At 70.3% G+C, this 19,658-nt stretch carries 15 protein-coding genes and 1 pseudogene; 6 read left to right on the forward strand and 10 right to left on the reverse strand.

Annotation, left to right across the window (positions count from 1 at the left end; all coding sequences use genetic code 11):
• The first annotated feature begins 86 nt into the window (after window positions 1-86).
• Both ACFVT5_RS35460 and ACFVT5_RS35465 read left to right on the forward strand, forming a co-directional pair.
• The gene (locus ACFVT5_RS35460; protein ID WP_389896732.1) at window positions 87-1,118 is read left to right on the forward strand and encodes an endonuclease/exonuclease/phosphatase family protein; all 1,032 of its coding nucleotides are present in this window, start codon (window positions 87-89) and stop codon (window positions 1,116-1,118) included.
• A 186-nt stretch (window positions 1,119-1,304) separates the two neighbouring features.
• Window positions 1,305-2,528 carry an MFS transporter gene (locus tag ACFVT5_RS35465; protein ID WP_389896734.1) on the forward strand — a complete coding sequence of 408 codons (1,224 nt, stop codon included), beginning with the start codon at window positions 1,305-1,307 and terminating at the stop codon, window positions 2,526-2,528.
• A 237-nt stretch (window positions 2,529-2,765) separates the two neighbouring features.
• Here the strand turns inward: ACFVT5_RS35465 and ACFVT5_RS35470 are convergent, their stop codons facing one another.
• Window positions 2,766-4,520 (reverse strand): NAD+ synthase, encoded by a 1,755-nt coding sequence (locus ACFVT5_RS35470; protein WP_389896736.1) that lies wholly within the window; start codon window positions 4,518-4,520, stop codon window positions 2,766-2,768.
• Window positions 4,521-4,630: 110 nt separating this feature from the next.
• On the opposite strand from ACFVT5_RS35470, the gene ACFVT5_RS35475 reads away from it, so the two are divergent.
• A complete protein-coding gene (locus tag ACFVT5_RS35475) occupies window positions 4,631-5,467 on the forward strand; it encodes a DUF998 domain-containing protein (protein ID WP_389896738.1) in 837 nt (278 codons plus the stop codon).
• A 46-nt stretch (window positions 5,468-5,513) separates the two neighbouring features.
• On the forward strand, window positions 5,514-6,347 hold the full coding sequence (locus ACFVT5_RS35480) for an alpha/beta fold hydrolase (RefSeq protein ID WP_389896740.1): 834 nt from the start codon (window positions 5,514-5,516) through the stop codon (window positions 6,345-6,347).
• 313 nt (window positions 6,348-6,660) lie between these two features.
• Here ACFVT5_RS35480 and ACFVT5_RS35485 read toward each other — a convergent pair whose 3' ends face one another.
• Together ACFVT5_RS35485 and ACFVT5_RS35490 are read right to left on the reverse strand one after the other, a co-directional pair.
• Entirely contained in the window at window positions 6,661-7,284 is a 624-nt protein-coding gene (locus ACFVT5_RS35485) for a DUF305 domain-containing protein (protein ID WP_389896743.1), read from the reverse strand.
• Window positions 7,281-7,955 (reverse strand): DUF3105 domain-containing protein, encoded by a 675-nt coding sequence (locus ACFVT5_RS35490; RefSeq protein ID WP_389896746.1) that lies wholly within the window; start codon window positions 7,953-7,955, stop codon window positions 7,281-7,283. Before ACFVT5_RS35490 ends, ACFVT5_RS35485 begins: the two co-directional genes overlap by 4 nt.
• 302 nt (window positions 7,956-8,257) lie before the next feature.
• Here ACFVT5_RS35490 and ACFVT5_RS35495 point away from each other — a divergent pair, with 302 nt between their 5' ends.
• Window positions 8,258-9,619, forward strand: coding sequence for a glutamine synthetase family protein (locus tag ACFVT5_RS35495; RefSeq protein WP_389896748.1), 1,362 nt, complete (start codon window positions 8,258-8,260; stop codon window positions 9,617-9,619).
• Between the two features lie 21 nt (window positions 9,620-9,640).
• Here the strand turns inward: ACFVT5_RS35495 and ACFVT5_RS35500 are convergent, their stop codons facing one another.
• From ACFVT5_RS35500 to ACFVT5_RS35530, 7 genes and pseudogenes are all read right to left on the reverse strand, one after another.
• Window positions 9,641-10,435: a hypothetical protein gene (locus ACFVT5_RS35500; RefSeq protein WP_389896750.1), complete on the reverse strand. Its 795-nt coding sequence runs from the start codon at window positions 10,433-10,435 to the stop codon at window positions 9,641-9,643.
• 308 nt (window positions 10,436-10,743) lie between these two features.
• Window positions 10,744-11,745, reverse strand: coding sequence for a hypothetical protein (locus ACFVT5_RS35505; protein ID WP_389896752.1), 1,002 nt, complete (start codon window positions 11,743-11,745; stop codon window positions 10,744-10,746).
• Window positions 11,742-12,281: a DUF6932 family protein gene (locus ACFVT5_RS35510; protein ID WP_389896754.1), complete on the reverse strand. Its 540-nt coding sequence runs from the start codon at window positions 12,279-12,281 to the stop codon at window positions 11,742-11,744. Before ACFVT5_RS35510 ends, ACFVT5_RS35505 begins: the two co-directional genes overlap by 4 nt.
• Window positions 12,282-12,364: 83 nt before the next feature.
• A complete protein-coding gene (locus tag ACFVT5_RS35515; RefSeq protein WP_389896757.1) occupies window positions 12,365-13,390 on the reverse strand; it encodes a TolB family protein in 1,026 nt (341 codons plus the stop codon).
• Window positions 13,387-14,731: pseudogene (locus ACFVT5_RS35520) on the reverse strand (MFS transporter). The gene ACFVT5_RS35515 and the pseudogene ACFVT5_RS35520 overlap by 4 nt, the downstream one beginning before the upstream one ends.
• Window position 14,732: 1 nt before the next feature.
• A complete protein-coding gene (locus tag ACFVT5_RS35525) occupies window positions 14,733-15,644 on the reverse strand; it encodes an alkaline phosphatase family protein (protein WP_389896760.1) in 912 nt (303 codons plus the stop codon).
• A gap of 186 nt (window positions 15,645-15,830) precedes the next feature.
• Complete coding sequence (locus tag ACFVT5_RS35530) at window positions 15,831-16,379, reverse strand: pyridoxamine 5'-phosphate oxidase family protein (protein ID WP_389896763.1); 549 nt, start codon at window positions 16,377-16,379, stop codon at window positions 15,831-15,833.
• A gap of 114 nt (window positions 16,380-16,493) precedes the next feature.
• On the opposite strand from ACFVT5_RS35530, the gene ACFVT5_RS35535 reads away from it, so the two are divergent.
• On the forward strand, window positions 16,494-19,529 hold the full coding sequence (locus ACFVT5_RS35535; protein WP_389896765.1) for a bifunctional [glutamine synthetase] adenylyltransferase/[glutamine synthetase]-adenylyl-L-tyrosine phosphorylase: 3,036 nt from the start codon (window positions 16,494-16,496) through the stop codon (window positions 19,527-19,529).
• The last annotated feature ends 129 nt before the right edge of the window (window positions 19,530-19,658 follow it).

The raw sequence follows: 19,658 nt of genomic DNA on the forward strand, positions 1-19,658 counted from the left end.
CCGTGATGGAAGGGCGGGAACAACAGCGTTCATCGCCTAGGGTCATGGGCGAAACCGATGTGCACGGCAGGCAGTGAGGCGACGGTATGGCGCAGCAGACGTACGCGACGGAGACGCACAGCGGCGGGTCCCCCGACCGCCGGGGATCCCGCCTGCGACGTCTGACCAGCGGCTGGGGAGAGGGTAGAGGGCCCTGGCGGCGCGGTCTCATCGTCGCGGCGCTGGCCCTGGCCATCGCCCTGGTGACGATCCTTCACGCGCAGATCCCCAACTCCATCGGCAACCTCGGCAGCCTCAACGAGACATTCCTGCCCTGGCTCGGCGTCTTCGTGCCGCTGCTGTTCCTCCTCGCCGTGATCCGCAAGTCGGGCACCGCGCTGATCGCCGTCATGGTGCCGGCGATCGTCTGGGTCAACCTGTTCGGCGGGCTGCTCACCGACAAGGGCGGCACCGGTGGCGATGTGACCCTCGTGACACACAACGTCAACGCCGAGAACCCCGACCCGGCGGGCACCGCGCGTGACCTGGCCGCGTCCGACGCCGATGTGGTGGCCCTGGAGGAACTCACCGCGCGGGACGTCCCGGTGTACGAGCGGGCGCTGGCCGGCGCCTACCCGCACCACTCGGTGCAGGGCACCGTCGGCGTGTGGAGCAAGTACCCGCTGAGCGCGACCGCGCCCGTCGACATCAAGCTCGGCTGGACCCGCGCGATGCGTGCGACGGTGACCACGCCGTACGGGAAGATCGCCGTGTATGTGGCCCATCTGCCGTCGGTGCGGGTGAAGCTGAACGCCGGGTTCACGGCGAGTCAGCGGGACGAGAGCGCGGACGCGCTCGGCGCGGCCATCCGCGAAGAGCCGCTGGCCAAGACCGCGCTGCTCGGTGACCTCAACGGCACCATGAACGACCGGTCCCTGAACGCGGTCACCGCGCAGATGCGGTCCACGCAGGGCGCGGCGGGCAATGGCTTCGGGTTCAGCTGGCCCGCGTCGTTCCCGATGGCGCGGATCGACCAGATCATGGTCAAGGGTGTCGAGCCGGTGTCGTCGTGGACGCTGCCGCGCACCGGGAGCGACCATCTGCCGGTGGCGGCGCGGATCCAGCTCCGCGCGTCGTGAGTCCCTCGGGCCGTGAGTCCTGCGCGTCGTGAGTCCCGCGCGCATCGTGGGCTTGCCCGAAGGGTGCGCGCAATCACCCATTAACCTCGCGGAATACTGGGCCTGGCAGACTTTGTTTCGTAAGCGAACATAGTCGTACGCGAACGTAGCCGTTCCCCTCTTCTTCCGTGAAAGGTTCCCCCTCTCATGCCCCTGGCCCTGCTCGCCCTCGCCGTGGGCGCCTTCGGCATCGGCACGACCGAGTTCGCGATGATGGGCCTGCTGCCCGATGTCGCCGACGATCTCGGTACCTCGATTCCCTCGGCCGGACATCTGGTCTCCGCGTACGCGCTCGGTGTCGTCGTCGGCGCCCCGCTGCTCGCCGCCGTCACCGCGCGGATGCCCCGGCGCCGCGTCCTCATCGGCCTGATGGTCCTCTTCGTCGCGGGTAACGCCCTGTCCGCCGCCGCGCCCGACCACGGCTGGCTGCTCGCCGCGCGGTTCCTCAGCGGGCTGCCGCACGGCGCGTTCTTCGGGGTCGGGGCCGTCGTCGCCACCGGGCTCGTCGCGCCCGAGCGCAAGGCGCGGTCCGTGTCGCTGATGTTCCTCGGGCTGACCGTCGCGAACATCGTCGGGGTGCCCGCGGCCACACTCATGGGGCAGCACCTCGGATGGCGGGCCACCTTCCTCGCCGTCAGCGCGATCGGGCTCGTCGCCATCGCCGCGCTCGCCCTGCTGCTGCCGGACGACCACGGCCGGGGCGCGAACGGCGGGCTGCGCGGGGAGGTCGCCGCGCTGCGGGGGCTGCCGGTGTGGCTGGCGCTCGGGACGACCGTGGCCGGGTTCGGGGCGCTGTTCTCGGCGTACAGCTACATCACGCCGATGCTGACGGAGGCCGCCGGGTACGGGGACGCCAGTGTGACGGTGCTCCTCGCGCTGTTCGGGGTCGGGGCCACCGCCGGAAATCTCCTCGGCGGACGCCTTGCGGACCACGCGCTACGGGGCACCCTGTTCGGGGGACTGATCGCACTGGGTGTCGTACTCGCCCTCTTCCCGCTGCTGATGCGGGCCGAGTGGAGTGCGGCGGTGGGGGTGACCCTGCTGGGCACGGCGGCGTTCACGACCGGGTCGCCGCTTCAGCTCATGGTGATGGAAAAGGCGGCGGCGGCACCGTCGCTGGCCTCGTCGGCGAATCAGGCGGCGTTCAACCTGGCGAATGCCGGCGGCGCTTGGGTGGGAGGTCTGGTCCTGGCGGCCGGCTTCGGGGTGACGTCACCCGCGGTGGCCGGAGTGGGGCTCGCGGTACTGGGCATTCTGGTGGCGGGAGTGTCGTACGGGGTGGATCGCCGCAGGTCGACCCCTTTGGCAACGGGCAGACTGATCGCGACCCATGTCCCACCGGCGTCGAAGACGGAGGCCCGCACCCTCTGACCGTCACCTTCGGGGGCACCACACGTAACGGGTCCGCCCGCCACCGGGAAGCACCCGTTCTTTCATCCCCGCCGCGACGGCGAGTCGTCCCACGGCGGAGATCGGCGGTGCCGAGCCGGCCTGTTAGGGGTCGGGGGCAGAGCCCCGGTGGTTCTCGGGTGCGCGACTCGCCCGTCACCTGGAAGCCCCCGGGCACCCATCCCGGCCACCCGGAAATCACGGGTCAGCCGACGGCAGTCACACCGTTTCTCGCCACGCGCTCGTGATCGGCAGTCGGCGGTCCTTGCCGAAGCCCTTCGGGGAGATCTTCGTGCCCGGCGGGTACTGGCGGCGCTTGTACTCCGCCGTGTCGACCATGCGGAGGATCCGGGTGACGAGTTCGTGGTCGTACCCGGCCGCGACAATGGCGTCGGCGCCCTCGTCCCGGTCGACGTATCGCGCGAGGATCCCGTCCAGGACCGGATAGTCCGGCAGCGAGTCCGTGTCGACCTGGTCCGGGCGCAGCTCCGCGCTCGGTGGCTTCGTGATCGAGTTCGGGGGGATCGGCGGCGTCTGGCCCCGCTCGGCAGCCGCCCTGTTGCGCCATTCCGCCAAGCGGAAGATCGACGTCTTGTACACGTCCTTGATGGGCCCGTACGCCCCCACCGAGTCCCCGTACAGCGTCGAATACCCCACCGCCAGCTCGGACTTGTTGCCCGGTGCCAGGACGATATGGCCCTCCTGGTTGGAGATCGCCATCAGCATGGTGCCCCGTAGCCGCGACTGAAGGTTCTCCTCCGCGAGACCCGTCAGCCTGAGGGACCCCATATACGCGTCGAACATCGGCTCGATCGGCACCGTACGCAAATGCAGCCCGGTGCGTGCCGCGAGGTCGGCCGCGTCGTCCTTGGAGTGGCCCGAGGAGTACTTCGAGGGCATGGAGACCCCGAAGACGTTCTCCGCGCCGAGCGCGTCGCACGCCAGGGCCGCCACCAGCGCCGAGTCGATGCCGCCGGACAGGCCGATCAGGACCGAGCGGAAGCCGTTCTTCGCGACGTACGCCCGCAACCCGACCACCAGCGCCGAGTACACCTCCTCGTCGTCGTCGAGCCGGTCGGCGTACCCCCCGCTCAGCTCGGCCTCGTACGCGGGCACCGGCTCGGTGGACAGCGTGACGTGGTCGATGCGCAGGCCGTCGTCCACGACCCCCGACGGCGGCTCGGCCGCCGCGGCCGGCAGATCCAGGTCCAGTACGACGCAGCCCTCGGCGAACTGCGGCGCCCGCGCCACCACCGCACCGTCCCGGTCCACCACGATCGAGTCGCCGTCGAAGACCAGTTCGTCCTGGCCGCCGATCATCGCGAGATAGGCGGTCGTGCACCCGGCCTCCTGCGCCCGCTTACGGACCAGTTCGAGCCGGCTGTCGTCCTTGTTCTGCTCGTACGGCGATGCGTTGACCGAGAGCAGCAGCCCGGCACCGGCGGTCCGCGTGGCCGGCACCCGGCCGCCGTCCTGCCACAGGTCCTCGCAGATCGCGAGCGCCACGTCCACGCCCCGCACCCGCACGACGGGCAACGTGTCGCCCGGCACGAAGTAACGGAACTCGTCGAAGACGCCGTAGTTCGGCAGATGGTGCTTGGCGAAGGTGAGGGCCACCCGGCCCTCGTGCAGCACCGCCGCCGCGTTCTGCGGTGCCCCGGCCGGCTGACCGAACGCCGGGCGCGCCGACTCACTGCGGTCGAGATAGCCGACGATCACCGGGAGCGCGCCGAAGCCCTCGTCGGCCAGCCGCCGCGCGAGCGCCCGCAGCGCGGCCCGGGACGCCTCCACGAAGGACGAGCGCAGGGCCAGGTCCTCCACGGGATAGCCGGTCAGCACCATCTCGGGGAACGCCACGAGATGCGCCCCCTGCTCGGCGGAGTGCCGGGTCCAGCGGACGATCGCGTCGGCGTTCCCGGCGAGATCCCCGACGGTCGAGTCGATCTGGTTCAGGGCGAGACGTAGTTGAGGCACGCGACCCAGTGTAATCGTCAGAGCGACGCGATGTCCCGGGGGAGCGGTGTGGGTCAGCCCACCCCGGCCCGTGGGGTGCGCGGGAGCCGTCGCCGTCCGATCATGGCGGCATGGCGACCGAGGGCGGAGCAGCGCGTATGACCGCGCTGCGCGCCCGCGTCGCCGCACCGCCGCCCATGCCCCCGGCACCCGCCCGCGCGCGGGTCGGCGTTCTCGTCCTGCTCCTCACCCTCGGCGCCCTCGCCTACAGCGCGTGGACCCTGGAGGCGCTCCTGCCGACCGGACTGTCACCCACGCGCGCGTACGTCAGTGAACTGGCCGCAGCGAACCAGCCGTACGGCACCTTCTTCCGGACCATGGACCTCGTGGCCGGGCTGCTGGTCGGCGCCGCGGGAGTCGGCGGGCTGCGCCGGCGGCCCCGGCTGCCGTGGCCCCGCGCGCGGTGGGGCGCGGCGGGCTGGTCGGGGCTCGCGCTCTTCGGGCTCGCCACCGCCCTGGACTCGCGGCTGCCGCTGAGCTGCGCGCCGACCGCCGACGCCGGGTGCGCGGAGCGTGAGCGGGCGGGCCTGGTCCCCGTGACGCACTCCGCGCACCTGGTCACCAGCTCCACCGCGATGTGCGGGGCCCTCGTCGCCGTCGTCGCACTGACCGTGGCACTCCGTATGAACAGAGCCGGCGTGACCAGATCCAGCGTGACCGGGTCCGGCGTGACCGGGTCCGGCGTGACCAGGTCCGGCCTCCTCGTGCACGCGGGCACCGCCCTGATGGCCGCCGAACTCGCCGCGACCGTCTGGACCCTGACCGCCATCGCGGCCTTCGGCGCCGGGCACGGGAGTTGGGGTCTGGGGATCGCGCAGCGCCTTCAGGTGGCGTTCCTGGCCGTGTGGCTGCTCGTCCTGGCCGCCGCGATCCTCCGCCGACCGCGCTCCCTGATGTCGGCCCCCTGACGCGTCCGTGCCGCTTGCCCGCTCACCGATCCGTGATGCTGGGGCCATGACCTTCGTACGGATCGGGGGCGTGCCCCACCACGTCGAGACCGACGGCAGCGGGCCCGTGTGCATACTCAGCCAGGGGCTCGGCCTGTGCTGGTTCGACTGGGACCCGGTGGTGCCGCTGCTCGCGCCGCACCGTACCGTCGTCCGGTTCGACCGGCCGGGCCTCGGGCTCAGCGCGCCCGCGTGCGCGATGCCCACCCTTGAGGGCGAGGCCGAACGGATCGGGCAGGTCCTGGACGCCCTCGGACTCGCCGGACCCGTGACCCTGGTCGGGCACTCGCTCGCCGGATTCCACTGCGAGGCGTTCGCCCGGCGGCACCCCGCGCGCGTGGCGGGACTCGTCCTGGTCGACGCCAGCATCGAGGAGCGGCCTCGGGTACGGAAGGCCGCGGCGGCCCGGGACGCCTGTACGCGCGCGTGCGGCGCGGCACTGGCCCGCGCGGGAGTGGCCCGCGCCCTCGGACCCGCCCTGCGCCGCGCGGCCGTACGGGCCTCCCGTCACCGGGGCGGCGACCCGGCGCCGGACGCGCTGGTGCGGGCCGTCTACGGGACGAGCCGGGTGTTCCGCGCGGTCATCGCCGAGAACGCGCGCTACCACGACCAGGCCGCCGAACTCGCCGCCCTGCGCCGCGCCGGGCCCCTGCCCTCCGGGCTGCCCGTGACGGTACTCGCCGCCGACCCGGGCGACCGGTACTCCGCCCGCTGGCTGACCCGGCAGCGCGCCCTGGCGACCGAACTGGACGCCGCGTACTGGATCTCGGCCCCCGCCGGGCACATGGTGATGCTGGACCGCCCACGGGACGTCGCCGACGCGATCCTCGCCACGGGATGACGCCGTACGGCGCGGGACGTATGGCACCGGCCCCCCTGCCCGACGCCCCCTCACGCCGACGGCGCCCGCCCCCCGCCGGACAGGGGACGGGCGCCGTACGGGACCCGAGGTCAGCGGCGGTACGAGGTCACGTAACCCGGCGCGGGGGAGCCGACGCCGAGATCACTCTCGCGATGAACCGTTCATGCCAGGGGAACGGGAGTTCCAAGAAGGCGCCAAGGAAGCGTCAGCGCATGGTCAGCGGGCGTACCAGGTAATGGTCAGCGGGCGTACCAGGTAACGGAATGGAGAGTCCCGTAACGATGGCCGCCGCTCACTCGGCCTTCGCGCCGCGCGCCTTCAACAGGTCCGCCATCAGGTCGATCTCCGACTGCTGCGAGTCGACCATGCCCTGCGCGAGCCGCTTCTCTGCGCCCACCTCGCAGGCCGACGCGCAGCCCTGCGCCATATGGATGCCGCCCTTGTGATGCGCCGTCATCAGTTGCAGATACAGCACCTCGGCCTGCTTGCCGCTCGCCTTGCCCAGCTCTTCCAACTGGGTGTCGGTGGCCATGCCCGGCATCAGCGCGCCGTCCTCCCCGGACGCCATGTCCGCCATCCCCATCCACGCCATCGGCGCGTCGGACGACACCTTCGGCAGCGCCCACAGATCCAGCCAACCCAGCAGCATGCCGCGCTGGTTGGCCTGGGTCTGCGCGATGTCGTACGCGAGTCGGCGTACTTCCTCGTCCCGCGTGCGGTCGCGGACGATGTACGACATCTCGACGGCCTGCTGGTGATGGATGGCCATGTCCCGCGCGAAGCCCGCGTCGGCCGATTCCACGGCCGGCGTGCGCGGCGCGTCCGGGCCGTTCGCCGAAGCGACGGTGAAACCGCCGCCCGCGGCGAGCGCCACCACGGCGACCGCTCCGGCGATCAGCCCCGCGCGCCGCCTCACTTCGACAGACCGTTGGTGCACGCCGCACCCTGCTCGGGCGTCTGCGATCCCTGCACGTACGCCGAGAAGAACGCGTCCACCTTCGGGTCGTCGGCCCCCGTCACGGACCGCTGCTTGCCCCACGCGCTGAGCATGATCGGGTCCTTCTGCCCCTGGACCGGGCTCATCAGCGTGTACGGGATCTTCTTCACCTTCTCCGCGAGCTTCTGGACATCGGCTTCCGGCGCCTTGTCGTTGTACGTCACCCACACCGCGCCGTGCTCCAGCGAGTGCACGGCGTTCATGTCCGGGACGGCGTTCTCGTACACGTCGCCGTTGCAGTTCATCCACGCCTGGTCGTGGTCACCGCCGACCGGGGGCGTCATCGGGTACGTGACCTTCTTGGTGACATGGGTACGGGTCAGTTTCTTCGCGTCCCACGACGAGACGCCGTCCTTGTCCACGGTGGGGGCACCGACGTTCTTGGAGTCCGCCTGCGCCGACCCGTCCTTGCCGTCGTCGGAGTTCCGGCTGAAGAGGAGGGCGCCGCCGGCGACGAGGGCCGCGACGACGATCACACTGCCGGTGATCAGCAAGCCACGGTTGCGCCGGTCGCGGGAGCGCTCGGCACGGCGCATCTCCTCTATACGCGCCTTGCGGGACGGGGTCGACGTGTTCTTGGCGGAACCCATGGTGTGTCCTTCTGCGGAAAGGGACGAGCGGGTCCGCTGATGGTAATGGGGACAGGGGGGCGTCCCGCCACACGGCCCCCGGCCATTCCCGACGGCCGTCCCGGCGGCCCCCGGCCGTTACAGAACCCCGGGTCAGCAGGCAGTATGGGCAGTGAGCAGCGGTACACCCGTACGACCCGGGACGTTCAGACCGAGGTCTGCAACGCGCCCGAAACGGTGTGGTGGGATGCTCATGAGCCCCGATATGCCCTCGTGGCATCGGAGCACGCGGCCTGACCAGCAAGGATGGGTGGAAGTCGACCATGGACAAGCAGCAAGAATTCGTGCTCCGCACCCTGGAGGAGCGCGACATCCGGTTCGTACGCCTGTGGTTCACGGATGTGCTGGGCTTCCTGAAGTCCGTCGCGGTCGCCCCCGCCGAGCTTGAGCAGGCGTTCGACGAGGGCATCGGCTTCGACGGCTCCGCCATCGAGGGCTTCGCCCGGGTGTACGAATCGGACATGATCGCCAAGCCGGACCCGGGCACCTTCCAGGTCCTGCCCTGGCGCGCCGAGGCCCCCGGCACGGCCCGGATGTTCTGCGACATCCTGATGCCGGACGGCTCCCCGTCCTTCGCGGACCCGCGCTACGTACTGAAGCGGGCCCTCGCCAAGACCTCCGACCTCGGGTTCACCTTCTACACACACCCCGAGATCGAGTTCTTCCTGCTGAAGGACAAGCCGCTGGACGGCTCCCGGCCGACCCCGGCCGACAACTCCGGCTACTTCGACCACACCCCGCAGAACGTCGGCATGGACTTCCGCCGCCAGGCCATCACCATGCTGGAGTCGATGGGCATCTCGGTCGAGTTCTCGCACCACGAGGGCGCACCGGGCCAGCAGGAGATCGATCTGCGGTACGCCGACGCGCTCTCCACGGCCGACAACATCATGACGTTCCGCCTGGTCATGAAGCAGGTCGCGCTGGAGCAGGGGGTGCAGGCCACGTTCATGCCGAAGCCGTTCTCGGAGCACCCCGGCTCGGGCATGCACACTCACCTCTCCCTCTTCGAGGGCGACCGGAACGCCTTCTACGAGTCCGGTGCCGAGTACCAGCTCTCCAAGGTCGGCCGGTCCTTCATCGCGGGGCTGCTGAAGCACGCGGCGGAGATCTCGGCGGTCACCAATCAGTGGGTGAACTCCTACAAGCGGATCTGGGGCGGCTCCGAGCGCACCGCGGGCGCCGGCGGCGAGGCACCCTCGTACATCTGCTGGGGCCACAACAACCGCTCCGCGCTGATCCGGGTCCCCATGTACAAGCCCGGCAAGACCGGCTCCGCCCGGGTCGAGGTCCGCTCCATCGACGCGGGCGCGAACCCCTACCTGGCGTACGCCGTCCTGCTCGCCGCCGGACTCAAGGGCATCGAGCAGGGCTACGAGCTGCCGCCGGGCGCCGACGACGACGTCTGGGCCCTCTCCGACGCCGAACGCCGCGCCATGGGCATCGAACCCCTCCCCCAGAACCTCGGCGAGGCGATCACGCTGATGGAACGCAGCGAGCTTGTGGCCGAGACGTTGGGGGAGCACGTCTACGACTTCTTCCTCCGCAACAAGAAGCAGGAGTGGGAGGAGTACCGCTCCGAGGTCACGGCATTCGAACTGCGGAAGAACTTGCCGGTGCTGTAGGGGCTGTAGGGGTGGTTCGGCTCAGAACTCGCGGTCCGCACCCATGTTGGCGTCCCTGATGAAGTCGATGCACTGGCGCACCATTGTGTCGAGGTGACTCCGGGGCGCCGGTGGGCCGGTCCATTTCTCGCACACCTTGCGGGCGATCTTGTTCTTGTCCGGCGTGGTGGCCTTACCGGATGTCACGTTCCGGAGAGTGAGCGGGTTTTCCCACATTTCGCCCTGCCATGCGAGGGGCTCGGCCTTCGGATGCACCGTGGCCACCGCGGCTCGCAGAATCGCGGGCGGGACATAGTTCTCGATGGTGTATCCGTCGGTGATCCAGGCGAAGCCCTGTGCCGGATCGATGTCGAACTCGTCCCGCACGCGCTGTTTGGTCTCGTTGATCGGCATGTCGGCCTGAGTGCGGTCGCTGTCGATGACGATGGCGAGGTGCCGGTTCAGCCGGCGTAGCTTGATGAAATCCGTGACTTCTTCGTCGGTCGAGGTCAGGTGATTCAGCAGTCCGCCGCCATAGAACATGATCGAATAATGGATTCCCTCGATCAGGTCTTTCTCGGTTCGCTCGATCCAGTGTTTGAGATAGATGCGATCGGAGGGACCTTCGACCCAGATGACGGCGTTGGTCTGGAGAAGGTCGGAGGGGCGGTCGTGAAGCTGTCCACTCACGTCGAAGTCGAGCCAGGCGAGCTTGTCGTCAAGCTTTTGCAGAGAGGGGTGGGCGAGGATGTCCGCAAGTATGGGCTTCGCTGACCTTTGGTGCTGTTCAGACCGTTCAGGAGTTTGCCGGGATGAAATGCCAATGAATAACGGCACGGAGGGGAAGGCTCCTCTTGCGGATGATCCAGTGCGCTCAGTTCAAATTTCCCCGAGGCTGTCTTCTTCAAGAACCGCAGGAAATTAGACTTCCCGGTATTGTTCTGCCCGGCAAGTAAGGTGACCGCGCCCATTTTCCCGCTGTACTGGATGTCTTCGCCGAAGCTCCGATATCCGGAAATCCCCAGCCCGGAAAAGATGAGTTCAGCCACGTGCCCCCTGGCCCGCCAAGCGCGCTGAGCGCCGCCACATGCCGCGATGGTGCGGGCAGCATAGCCGTAGATGACCGGTGAGCTTCCCGGGGATATCTAGTCTTGGGCCGCCGGCTCGCCGAGAGAAAGATCAAGCAGAACATAGCTGCGGTGTTCGCGCCCACCCGCCGACCGCGCGGTCAGCACGTGCACGTCAGCTTCTACATGGCGCTCCGCGTACCCGGCCAGCAGAGCCGGAACGTCCTCCTTCGAGGTACGCACCACGACGATGCCGTTCCCGTCGACTTCGATCTCGATGACTCCACGCAGCTTGCTACCACCGACCACGGTGCCGACCAGACGGTCGCTACTGTCCTCCACCTGCGCCGCCCGTAGGGTCGTGCGGCAGCGCTCAGCGCTTTCCGAGGTGAGAGTCGAGGTTCGGCGCGCGGTCGCCTTCGATTCCCACGTCAATGTGACGCTGGTGCCGGTGGAAGCGAGCACATCTGACAGTTCCGACAGGTGACTGATCACTCGGCGGCCCAGGGGCAACGCCGCGTCCAGGACGGCATCCTCGGCGCCGGCGCCGGAACTGGCCCGGTCGGCGACGTCGAAGATCCTGTTCATCGCCCGGTCCAGAAGTACATCGCCACCCGTACCCGGTAGCTCTGCTTGTCCCGCTTCCGGAGCACCTTCGAGGACCATTCCGTAGGACGATGCGAACACTGGACCGGAGAACAACCGTGTCATCCGTTGGATCTCTTTGGGTACGGGTCCCGAGTCCCGTGTGGGACGGAGTTCATCGAGGGCATAGGCCACAGACTGCACAGTTGTTTGCAATGCCCGGAGCCAGTCGCCCAGTACGGCGGATTCGACGCGTTGGGTGCGGACGGTTTCGCCATCCAGGGCAAACCGCAGGATGGGCCGGTCCGGTCGCTCCGCAGACTCCGGATCCGTGTCGCTTTCCATCGACCTCGCGAGACGTTTGAGCTGTACGGAACGCAACTCGGTCAGCGTGCGGGGGAGCGGCTTGTCCGTGGACTCCGACCGTCTGGCCGCCAGCCAGGCACGCATGGCCTTCTTGTCGCCGGCATCAGGCAAGCTGTGAGGAGTGCTCATAGCAATACCTCCGCATAGCCCCTTCGCCGACCGTCACCCATACGGCAACGCTGCCAGATCTCGTCATACAGACCGAGCATCTGAAAGATTTCACTGTCCCCCGGTGCCATCGCGCCGACCAACCCTAGGTCCCGGAAATCTACAGTGGCAGGCAGGCTCAGCAGGTAAGCGTCGATGCGCATGCCGTGCTTCACACACCACTCCCGATCGCTGAGGTTGGCGAGGTCGGCGATGTCGTCCACCTCGGTGACTGCCTGGAACACATGTGCGTCAACCAGATACGCGAGGTCCACGTCGCTGGGGTCCAGTTTGCCGCTTACGAAGCTACCTGCCAGCCACAGGCGGCGCACTGACCCGAAGAGACACTCGACCTGTGCCCTGTGCGACTGGAGTTCAGTCCACAGGCCACTTCGAGTGATGGACGCCTGGAAGGTCTCTGCCCGCACCAAGGAGTTTTCCACCTCGTCCCACGTCATGGGGTAGCGGCCGGGAGGCGGACACAGTGTGTCCGGATCGAACGGCGGTAGCGGAGGCATACGGCTCCAAGGGAGCGACCGAAGTAGTCCGAACACTCTATGTGACTGCCCGTTCACGCATGAGGTGATTGGGATAACCGCCGTCAGTTCAGGTACGTAGGGGACACCGCCGATCTCGTGAGGAGGTGTGGGGTGCCTGTGCCGTCTGACGGGAGTGTGTAAAGGTCCGCTCCGTAGTCGCCCGGCAGGGCGTACGTCAGCGTTGTGTTGTTTCGCCAGACCGGCTGGTCGTCCACGCTTCGGGGTTCCGTGAGTGCCGTTTCGCGCAGGGTGCGTAGGTCGAGTGTGTACAGGCGCCAAGGGGCGTCCGCCGGGAGGCCCTTGACGCGTTTCTTGAAGGCGATCCGGGTGCCGTCCGGCGACAGGGACGGACACTCGACGTTCGTTCGCAGCGTGGTGACCGTACGGGCCCTGAGGTCGCCGCGGATCAGATACGTGCGGCCCGCCGTGCCCAGCGTGGCGTAGAAGTGGCGGTCGTCCGACGCGAAGGTCACGCCCCAGAAGTTGACGTCGGCGGCACGGTACGTGCGGCCGTCCCGGACGATCCGGTACGACTCCAGGGTCGGGGTCAGCTGCCCGGTGCGCAGGTCGACGATCGCCGCGCGGGTGGCGAAGTCCCCGCCCACGTACGAGTCGCCGCCGACGAACGCCGTCCACGTCGCGAGCCGCCCGCTCGGCGAGACCCGTGCCCGCGACGGGACGCCCGGCACGTCGTAGCGGGCCGTGACCCGCAGCCGCGCGTCGAGGACGACCGCCCGGTACGTGTCCTGGACCGGCCCGCGCACCGCCTGAAGACAGATACCGGTACCCGAAGCGGCATAGAAACGCAGGCACTTGACGCCCCCGGCGGTCCGTTCGCCGCCCGCCCGGTCCGCCGGGACCGTCGTCAGTTCGTCGCGGTGCGGGCCCCACGCCATGTTCCGGAACACCAGCAGCCCGCCCGGCCCACCGCTCAGCGCGACCCGGCCCGAGGTGACCGCCGGGCCACCCGGCACCGCCCGGTCCCGCCGGTCCGCGCGGTCCGCCGCGCGCAGCACCGACACGGTCGCCACACCGGCCAGCAGCGCGAGCGCGCAGAGCAGGACGACCAGCCGCGTCCGTAGGGTCATACGGGCACCTTCCACGGGTTCACCTTCAGACAGATCAGCGCGCACACCGCCAGCGCCACCGTCGACGCGGTCAGCGCGGTGCGGTCGCCCCACGCCGTCCACGCCGCGCCGAACGCCAGCGAGCACACGAACCGTGCCAGCGCCTGCCCGGTCCCTACGAGCGCCAGGCCCGAGGACCGCAGCCCGGCCGGCACCCGGTCCGACGCGGCGGCCATCAGCACCCCGTCGGTCGCCGCGTAGAAGGCGCCGTGCAGGAGCAGTACGGCGATCACCGACGCGAGGACGTCCACGCGCCCCCCGATGTCCCCGGACCGGGCCCCGGTCGCGGACCACAGCAGCAACCCGTACGCCACCAGCAGCGCGCCATGTCCCGCGAGGAACACCCGTAACCGCCCGATCCGGTCGGCGAGCCACCCGAGCGGCACCGCGAGCAGCAGGAACGCGGCGGGCCGTCCCCAGCGGAAGCAGCGCGAACCAGCGGTCGGGGACGCCGAGCCGCCGCTGGAGCAGCAGGAAGACGAACGAGTCGCTGACCGTCGCGAGGCCCAGCAGCGTGGCGCACAGCGCGATCCGCCGGACACCGGGCTCCCGCAGCAGCCGGAGCGCGGCACGGAGACTGGGCCGGGGGGCGCTTTCCGCTGCCGGTGCCGGTGCCGGTGCCGCTGCCGGTTCCGGAGCGCGGGCCACGGCCGGCGGGGCGCCGGGCACGAACAACACCAGCACCACCACCCCCACCACCGCCACACAGAAACTCACGGTGAACACGGCGTCGTACCCGTCCACCGTCGCCCGCAGAATCAGAAACGCGGCGAGCGGCCCGAGCAGCGCGCCCGCCGTGTCCATCGCCCGGTGCACACCGAACGCGCGCCCCCGGGTCTCCGGCGCGCTCGACAGCGAGATCAGCGCGTCACGCGGCGCGGTCCGCAGCCCCTTGCCGGTCCGGTCGGCCGCGAGGACCGCGCCGATCAGCGGCAGGGTGCCCGCGAGGAGCAGCAGCGGCTTGCACAGCGCGGACAGCCCGTACCCGAGGACGGCGACCGTCTTGTGGCGGCCGTTCCCCCGGTCGGCGACATGCCCGCCGACGAGCCGTACGAGCGCGGAGACCCCGTTGTAGACGCCGTCGAGCAGCCCGAAGCCCAGCGGGGACAGGCCGAGCCCGACGACGAGATACAGCGGCAGGACCGCGCTGACCATCTCCGACGACACATCGGTGATCAGGCTGACCGTGCCGAGCGCGAACACCGTCGGAGCGACCGCGGCACGCCGCCCGGGGCGCGTGGCGTCCCGGGCGGAGCGGTCCGCGGACCCCGCGCGCGAGGCGCGGCCGTCCGCCAGATACACGTCAGGACGTCCAGATGCCGGTGATGTCCTTCGCCGTCGCCGCGTTGCCCGCGTGCGGCAGCCCGTACATGTTCTCCAGGGTGCGGAGCAGGTCGTAGTGGTTGTACGTGGTCGACGACGACGCGCCCGCGGTCACCTGCTGGCCGTACAGCACCGTGGGGACGCGGTTGCCGCTGAGCCGGTTGTCCTCGTCGAAGGTGACGACGAGCAGGCTGTTGTGGGTCTTCGCCCAGGTCGCGTACGCGCCGAGCTTGTTCTTCAGCCAGGTGTCCCCGGTCGCCACCGAGCAGTCGTGCATGTCGCTGCACAGGTTCGGCACCACGAAGGAGACCTGCGGCAGCGTCGTGAAGTCGGTGGGGAACTGGGTGAACGTCTTCGCGCTCGACGCCGGAACATTGCTGAAGCCGAACCACGGATTGTGCTTACGGGCGTACGAGCCGCTGCTGCACGTGGTCGAACCCTGGCTCGGCAGCGTCTCGTTGTAGCTCGCCCAGCTCTTGCCCGCCGCGATCAGCTCGGACGCCAGATTGGGCGCGGAGCTGAAGCCGGGCGTGTAGCAGCTGTCGTCCGTGACGCCCTGCGTCGAACCGGAGAACAGGGCGAAATAGTTGGGCTGGCTGGGGTGCGTCTCGGCGTACGACTGCGTGAGGTTGGCGCCGCCGGTCTTCAGGGAGTTGATGTACGGCGCGCTCGACGAGCCGATGACCTGGCTGTAGGCGTGGTTCTCGAACACCACGACGACGACGTGGTCCGGCGTGGGGACACCGGCCGCGGCCTGCGCGGCGGGTGTGTTGCCGAGCGCCGCCGTCCACAGCCCGACGGACGCGGCGACGAGCGCCACGGCGGAGGCGACGGCGGAACGGGCACCGCGCAATGTGGAACCGACACCGCTGAACACGGAGCTGCCGGACACGGGGACCTCCGGTGGGGAGACGGAGATGGGGAGGGAGGGGAGGAAAAGGTGGGGACGGGGGTGGTACGGGGAGCGCGTGCGCTGCCCTGCAGAGCATGCACACGCCAACATGCCCCACCCCGGTGCCGCCACCCCCCAACCCGCGTAAAGAACGGATGAACGTCTCCCTCCCGTCTCCCTCTCCCCTCAGCTGAAACGCCAGCGGGTCTGGCCGAAAGGCTCGCCCTTGGCGAAGCCGAAGGCCACCCGGGGCGCCACCGCGAAGACCATCGCGGCCCCTCCGCCCCCGTGGAAGTACGCGTCGTCGCGCACCTCGAAGTGCCATACGGCGCCGTACTTCTCCTCGAACGCCTTGGCGAGGTCCCGCAGCCGGGCAGTGTCGGTGATTCGGGCCGCCGTGCCCTCGACCACGAGGTCGGTGCCCTCGGCCCAGGCGTTGGCGCCCGTGGTGAGTACCACCTCCGGGTTGGCGGCGAGGTTGAGGGCCTTGCGCTCCAGCTCCCCGGTCGTGAAGTGCAGCGCACCCTCGTACCAGAGTCCGATCAGCGGGGTGACATGTGGGCGCCCGTCGGGCCGTACCGTCGAGATCCAGAACAGTTCGGCGGCGGTCAGCAGCTCCTCGGCCCGGGACCAGGGCACGGCCTCGGCTCCCGGACTGCTGAAGCGGGTGTCAAGCTCGGTCGCCGGTGCCGTGCGGTCCGTGGCGCGGTTCATGGCCGATTCCTTCTCCGACATGAGGCGTCCTCCTCATCGATGGTGCCTGCGAAAGGGAGACTCCGCACACGCGCGGAATTCATCGGCCAGGTCGTAGGCTCGGTGCAGCTGTGATCGATCAGGAGGGCGGCGGACATGACGGTGCCGCAAGGGCGCAGGAGCAGTACGTTCACCCGGCTGCTGCGGCACGGTTTCACCGACCCCTCCACCGCGGAGCGGCTGCTCGACAGCGCGTGTCTGTCGTCCGTGCGCGGCGACCCGGTCCTCCTCGACGCGCTGGGCGGCGCCGCCGATCCCGATCTGGCGCTGCTCGGTCTGGTCCGGCTGGTCGAGGCGCAGCCGGACGAACACGGTCGCCGCGTGCTCCTGGACACCCTCATCGCGGCGAAGCCGCTGCGGGACCGGCTCCTCGGGGTGCTCGGCGCGTCGGAGGCGCTCGCCGACCATCTGGCGCGGCACCCCCAGGACTGGCAGGCGCTCGTCACGTACGAGGCGCAGGATCTGCACCCCGGTGTCGAGGACTTCGAGCGGGGGCTCGCACAGGCCACCGACCCCGTGTCGCTGCGGGTCGCCTACCGGCGCTGTCTGCTGTCCATCGCCGCGCGGGACGTGTGCGGCACGACCGATGTCGCCGAGACCGCCGCGGAACTCGCCGATCTCGCCACGGCGACCCTGCGCGCCGCGCTCGCCATCGCCCGCGCGGCGGCGCCCGAGGACGCGGCACAGTGCCGGCTCGCGGTCATCGCGATGGGCAAGTGCGGGGGGCACGAGCTGAACTACGTCTCCGATGTGGACGTCATCTTCGTCGGGGAGCCGGTCACCAACGGCACGTACACAACCGGCACCGGAGCCGGTGGCGCCGAACCCGCCGACGAGACCGCCGCGCTGCGGGCCGCCACCCGTCTCGCCTCGCATCTGATGCGGATCTGCTCCGAGACGACCGTCGAGGGCACCATCTGGCCGGTGGACGCCAATCTGCGGCCCGAGGGTCGCAACGGGCCGCTGGTGCGCACCCTCTCCAGCCATCTCGCCTACTACCAACGCTGGGCGAAGACCTGGGAGTTCCAGGCGCTGCTCAAGGCCCGGCCGGTCGCCGGCGACCCCGAGCTGGGCGCCGACTACGTCGCCACGCTCGCGCCGCTCGTCTGGCAGGCCGCCGAGCGGGACAACTTCGTCTCCGATGTGCAGCAGATGCGGCGCCGCGTCATCGCCAACATCCCGGTGGGTGAGATCGACCGCGAGCTGAAGCTCGGGCCCGGCGGTCTGCGGGACGTCGAATTCGCCGTGCAGCTCCTCCAGTTGGTGCACGGCCGCGCCGACACCTCGCTGCGCAGCGGCACCACACTCGACGCGCTGCGGGCGCTCGCCGCCGGGGGGTACGTGGGCCGGGTCGACGCCGCACAGCTCGACGACGCGTACCGGTTCCTGCGCACCCTCGAACACCGCATCCAGCTCTACCGGTTGCGGCGTACGCATCTCGTGCCCGAGGACGAGGCCGACCAGCGGCGGATCGGCCGCTCGCTGGGGATGCGTACCGAGCCGATCACGGACCTGGGCCGCGCCTGGCGCCGGCACACCTCCGTCGTACGCCGGCTGCACGAGAAGCTGTTCTACCGGCCACTGCTCGACGCCGTCGCCCAACTCGCCACCGGCGAGGCCCGGTTGAGCACCGACGCGGCCCGCGAGCGGATGGTCGCCCTCGGCTACGCGGATCCGGCGGCGGCGCTGCGCCACCTGGAGGCACTGGCCTCGGGCGTGACCCGCAAGGCGGCGATTCAGCGCACGCTGCTGCCCGTCATGCTCGGCTGGTTCGCGGACTCCGCCGACCCCGACGCCGGGCTGCTCAACTTCCGCAAGGTGTCCGACGCGCTCGGCAAGACACCCTGGTACCTGCGGCTGCTGCGGGACGAGGGTGCCGCCGCGGAGAACCTCGCCCGGGTCCTGTCCGCCGGGCGGCTCGCGCCCGACCTGCTGATGCGGGCGCCCGAGGCGGTCGCGCTGCTCGGCGACGAACGCGGGCTCGTCCCGCGCGACCGGGCCCATCTGGAGCAGGAGATCCTCGCCGCCGTAGGCCGCGCGGACGGCGCCGAACAGGCCGTCGTCGCGGCGCGCGGGGTCCGCCGCCGGGAGCTGTTCCGCACCACGGCGGGCGACATCGTCGGCTCGTACGGCACCGAGGACCGCCCCGCCGAGGCGGACCGGGGCGCGCTCGTGGACCGGGTCGGCGCCGCCGTCTCCGATCTGACGGCGGCGACACTCGCCGGCACCCTGCGGGCCGTGGTTCGTGCGGGCTGGGGCGATGAACTCCCCACCCGTTTCGCCGTCATCGGCATGGGCCGCTTCGGCGGCCACGAACTCGGGTACGGGTCCGACGCCGACGTCCTGTTCGTCCACGAGCCACGCCCCGGCGTCACCGAACACGAGGCCGCGAAGGCGGCGAACGCCGTGGTCTCCGAGATGCGACGACTCCTCCAACTCCCGTCCGCCGACCCGCCGTTGCTGATCGACGCGGACCTGCGCCCGGAGGGCAGGAGCGGCCCGCTGGTGCGCACCCTGGGGTCGTACGAGGCGTACTACCGCCGTTGGTCGCTGGTCTGGGAGTCCCAGGCGCTGATCCGGGCCGAACCGGTCGCCGGTAACGCCGAGTTGGGCGCCCGCTTCATCGAACTGGTCGACCCGCTCCGCTATCCCGCCGAAGGGCTGGGGCCGGACGCGGTACGGGAGATCCGGCGGCTGAAGGCCCGGATGGAGTCGGAACGGCTGCCGCGCGGCGCCGACCCCACACTGCACACCAAGCTGGGGCGCGGCGGGCTGTCCGACGTGGAGTGGACGGTGCAACTGCTGCAACTGCGGCACGGCTGGGAGGAACCGGGGCTGCGCACCACACGGACCCGCGACGCCCTCGCGGCGGCCTGCGCCGCGAAGCTGATCGGCGGCGAGGACGCGGCGACCCTGGACGAGGCGTGGGTGCTCGCGACGCGGGTACGGAACGCGGTGATGCTGGTCCGGGGCCGGGCCGGCGACACCTTCCCGTCCGAGAGCCGCGAACTGGCCGCCGTAGGACGCTACTTGGGCTACGGCCCCGGCCACGTGGGCGACATGCTGGACGACTACCGCCGAGTGACGCGCCGCGCGAGAGCGGTGACGGAGTCCCTGTTCTACGACTCGTAGCCCCGAGGGTGCCGGTGCCCCCGCCCGGGTGGGTTCGGCACCGCCGGTGTCAGTGGCGCTCAGTCGTCCGCTGCATACCGCCAGGGCGAATCCGGCTCCGAGGAGGAGGGTCACCGCGCGCTCGTACCT

It is taken from the genome of Streptomyces sp. NPDC058001, assembly GCF_042886315.1.
Taxonomy (GTDB): Bacteria; Actinomycetota; Actinomycetes; order Streptomycetales; family Streptomycetaceae; genus Streptomyces.

Coding starts and splice junctions, on each gene's coding strand:
- ACFVT5_RS35460 (WP_389896732.1), top strand. CDS start 87: ATGGCGCAGCAGACGTACGCGACGGAGACGCACAGCGGCGGGTCCCCC.
- ACFVT5_RS35465 (WP_389896734.1), top strand. CDS start 1,305: ATGCCCCTGGCCCTGCTCGCCCTCGCCGTGGGCGCCTTCGGCATCGGC.
- ACFVT5_RS35475 (WP_389896738.1), top strand. CDS start 4,631: ATGGCGACCGAGGGCGGAGCAGCGCGTATGACCGCGCTGCGCGCCCGC.
- ACFVT5_RS35480 (WP_389896740.1), top strand. CDS start 5,514: ATGACCTTCGTACGGATCGGGGGCGTGCCCCACCACGTCGAGACCGAC.
- ACFVT5_RS35490 (WP_389896746.1), bottom strand. CDS start 7,955: ATGGGTTCCGCCAAGAACACGTCGACCCCGTCCCGCAAGGCGCGTATA.
- ACFVT5_RS35495 (WP_389896748.1), top strand. CDS start 8,258: ATGGACAAGCAGCAAGAATTCGTGCTCCGCACCCTGGAGGAGCGCGAC.
- ACFVT5_RS35505 (WP_389896752.1), bottom strand. CDS start 11,745: ATGAGCACTCCTCACAGCTTGCCTGATGCCGGCGACAAGAAGGCCATG.
- ACFVT5_RS35510 (WP_389896754.1), bottom strand. CDS start 12,281: ATGCCTCCGCTACCGCCGTTCGATCCGGACACACTGTGTCCGCCTCCC.
- ACFVT5_RS35515 (WP_389896757.1), bottom strand. CDS start 13,390: ATGACCCTACGGACGCGGCTGGTCGTCCTGCTCTGCGCGCTCGCGCTG.
- ACFVT5_RS35530 (WP_389896763.1), bottom strand. CDS start 16,379: ATGTCGGAGAAGGAATCGGCCATGAACCGCGCCACGGACCGCACGGCA.
- ACFVT5_RS35535 (WP_389896765.1), top strand. CDS start 16,494: ATGACGGTGCCGCAAGGGCGCAGGAGCAGTACGTTCACCCGGCTGCTG.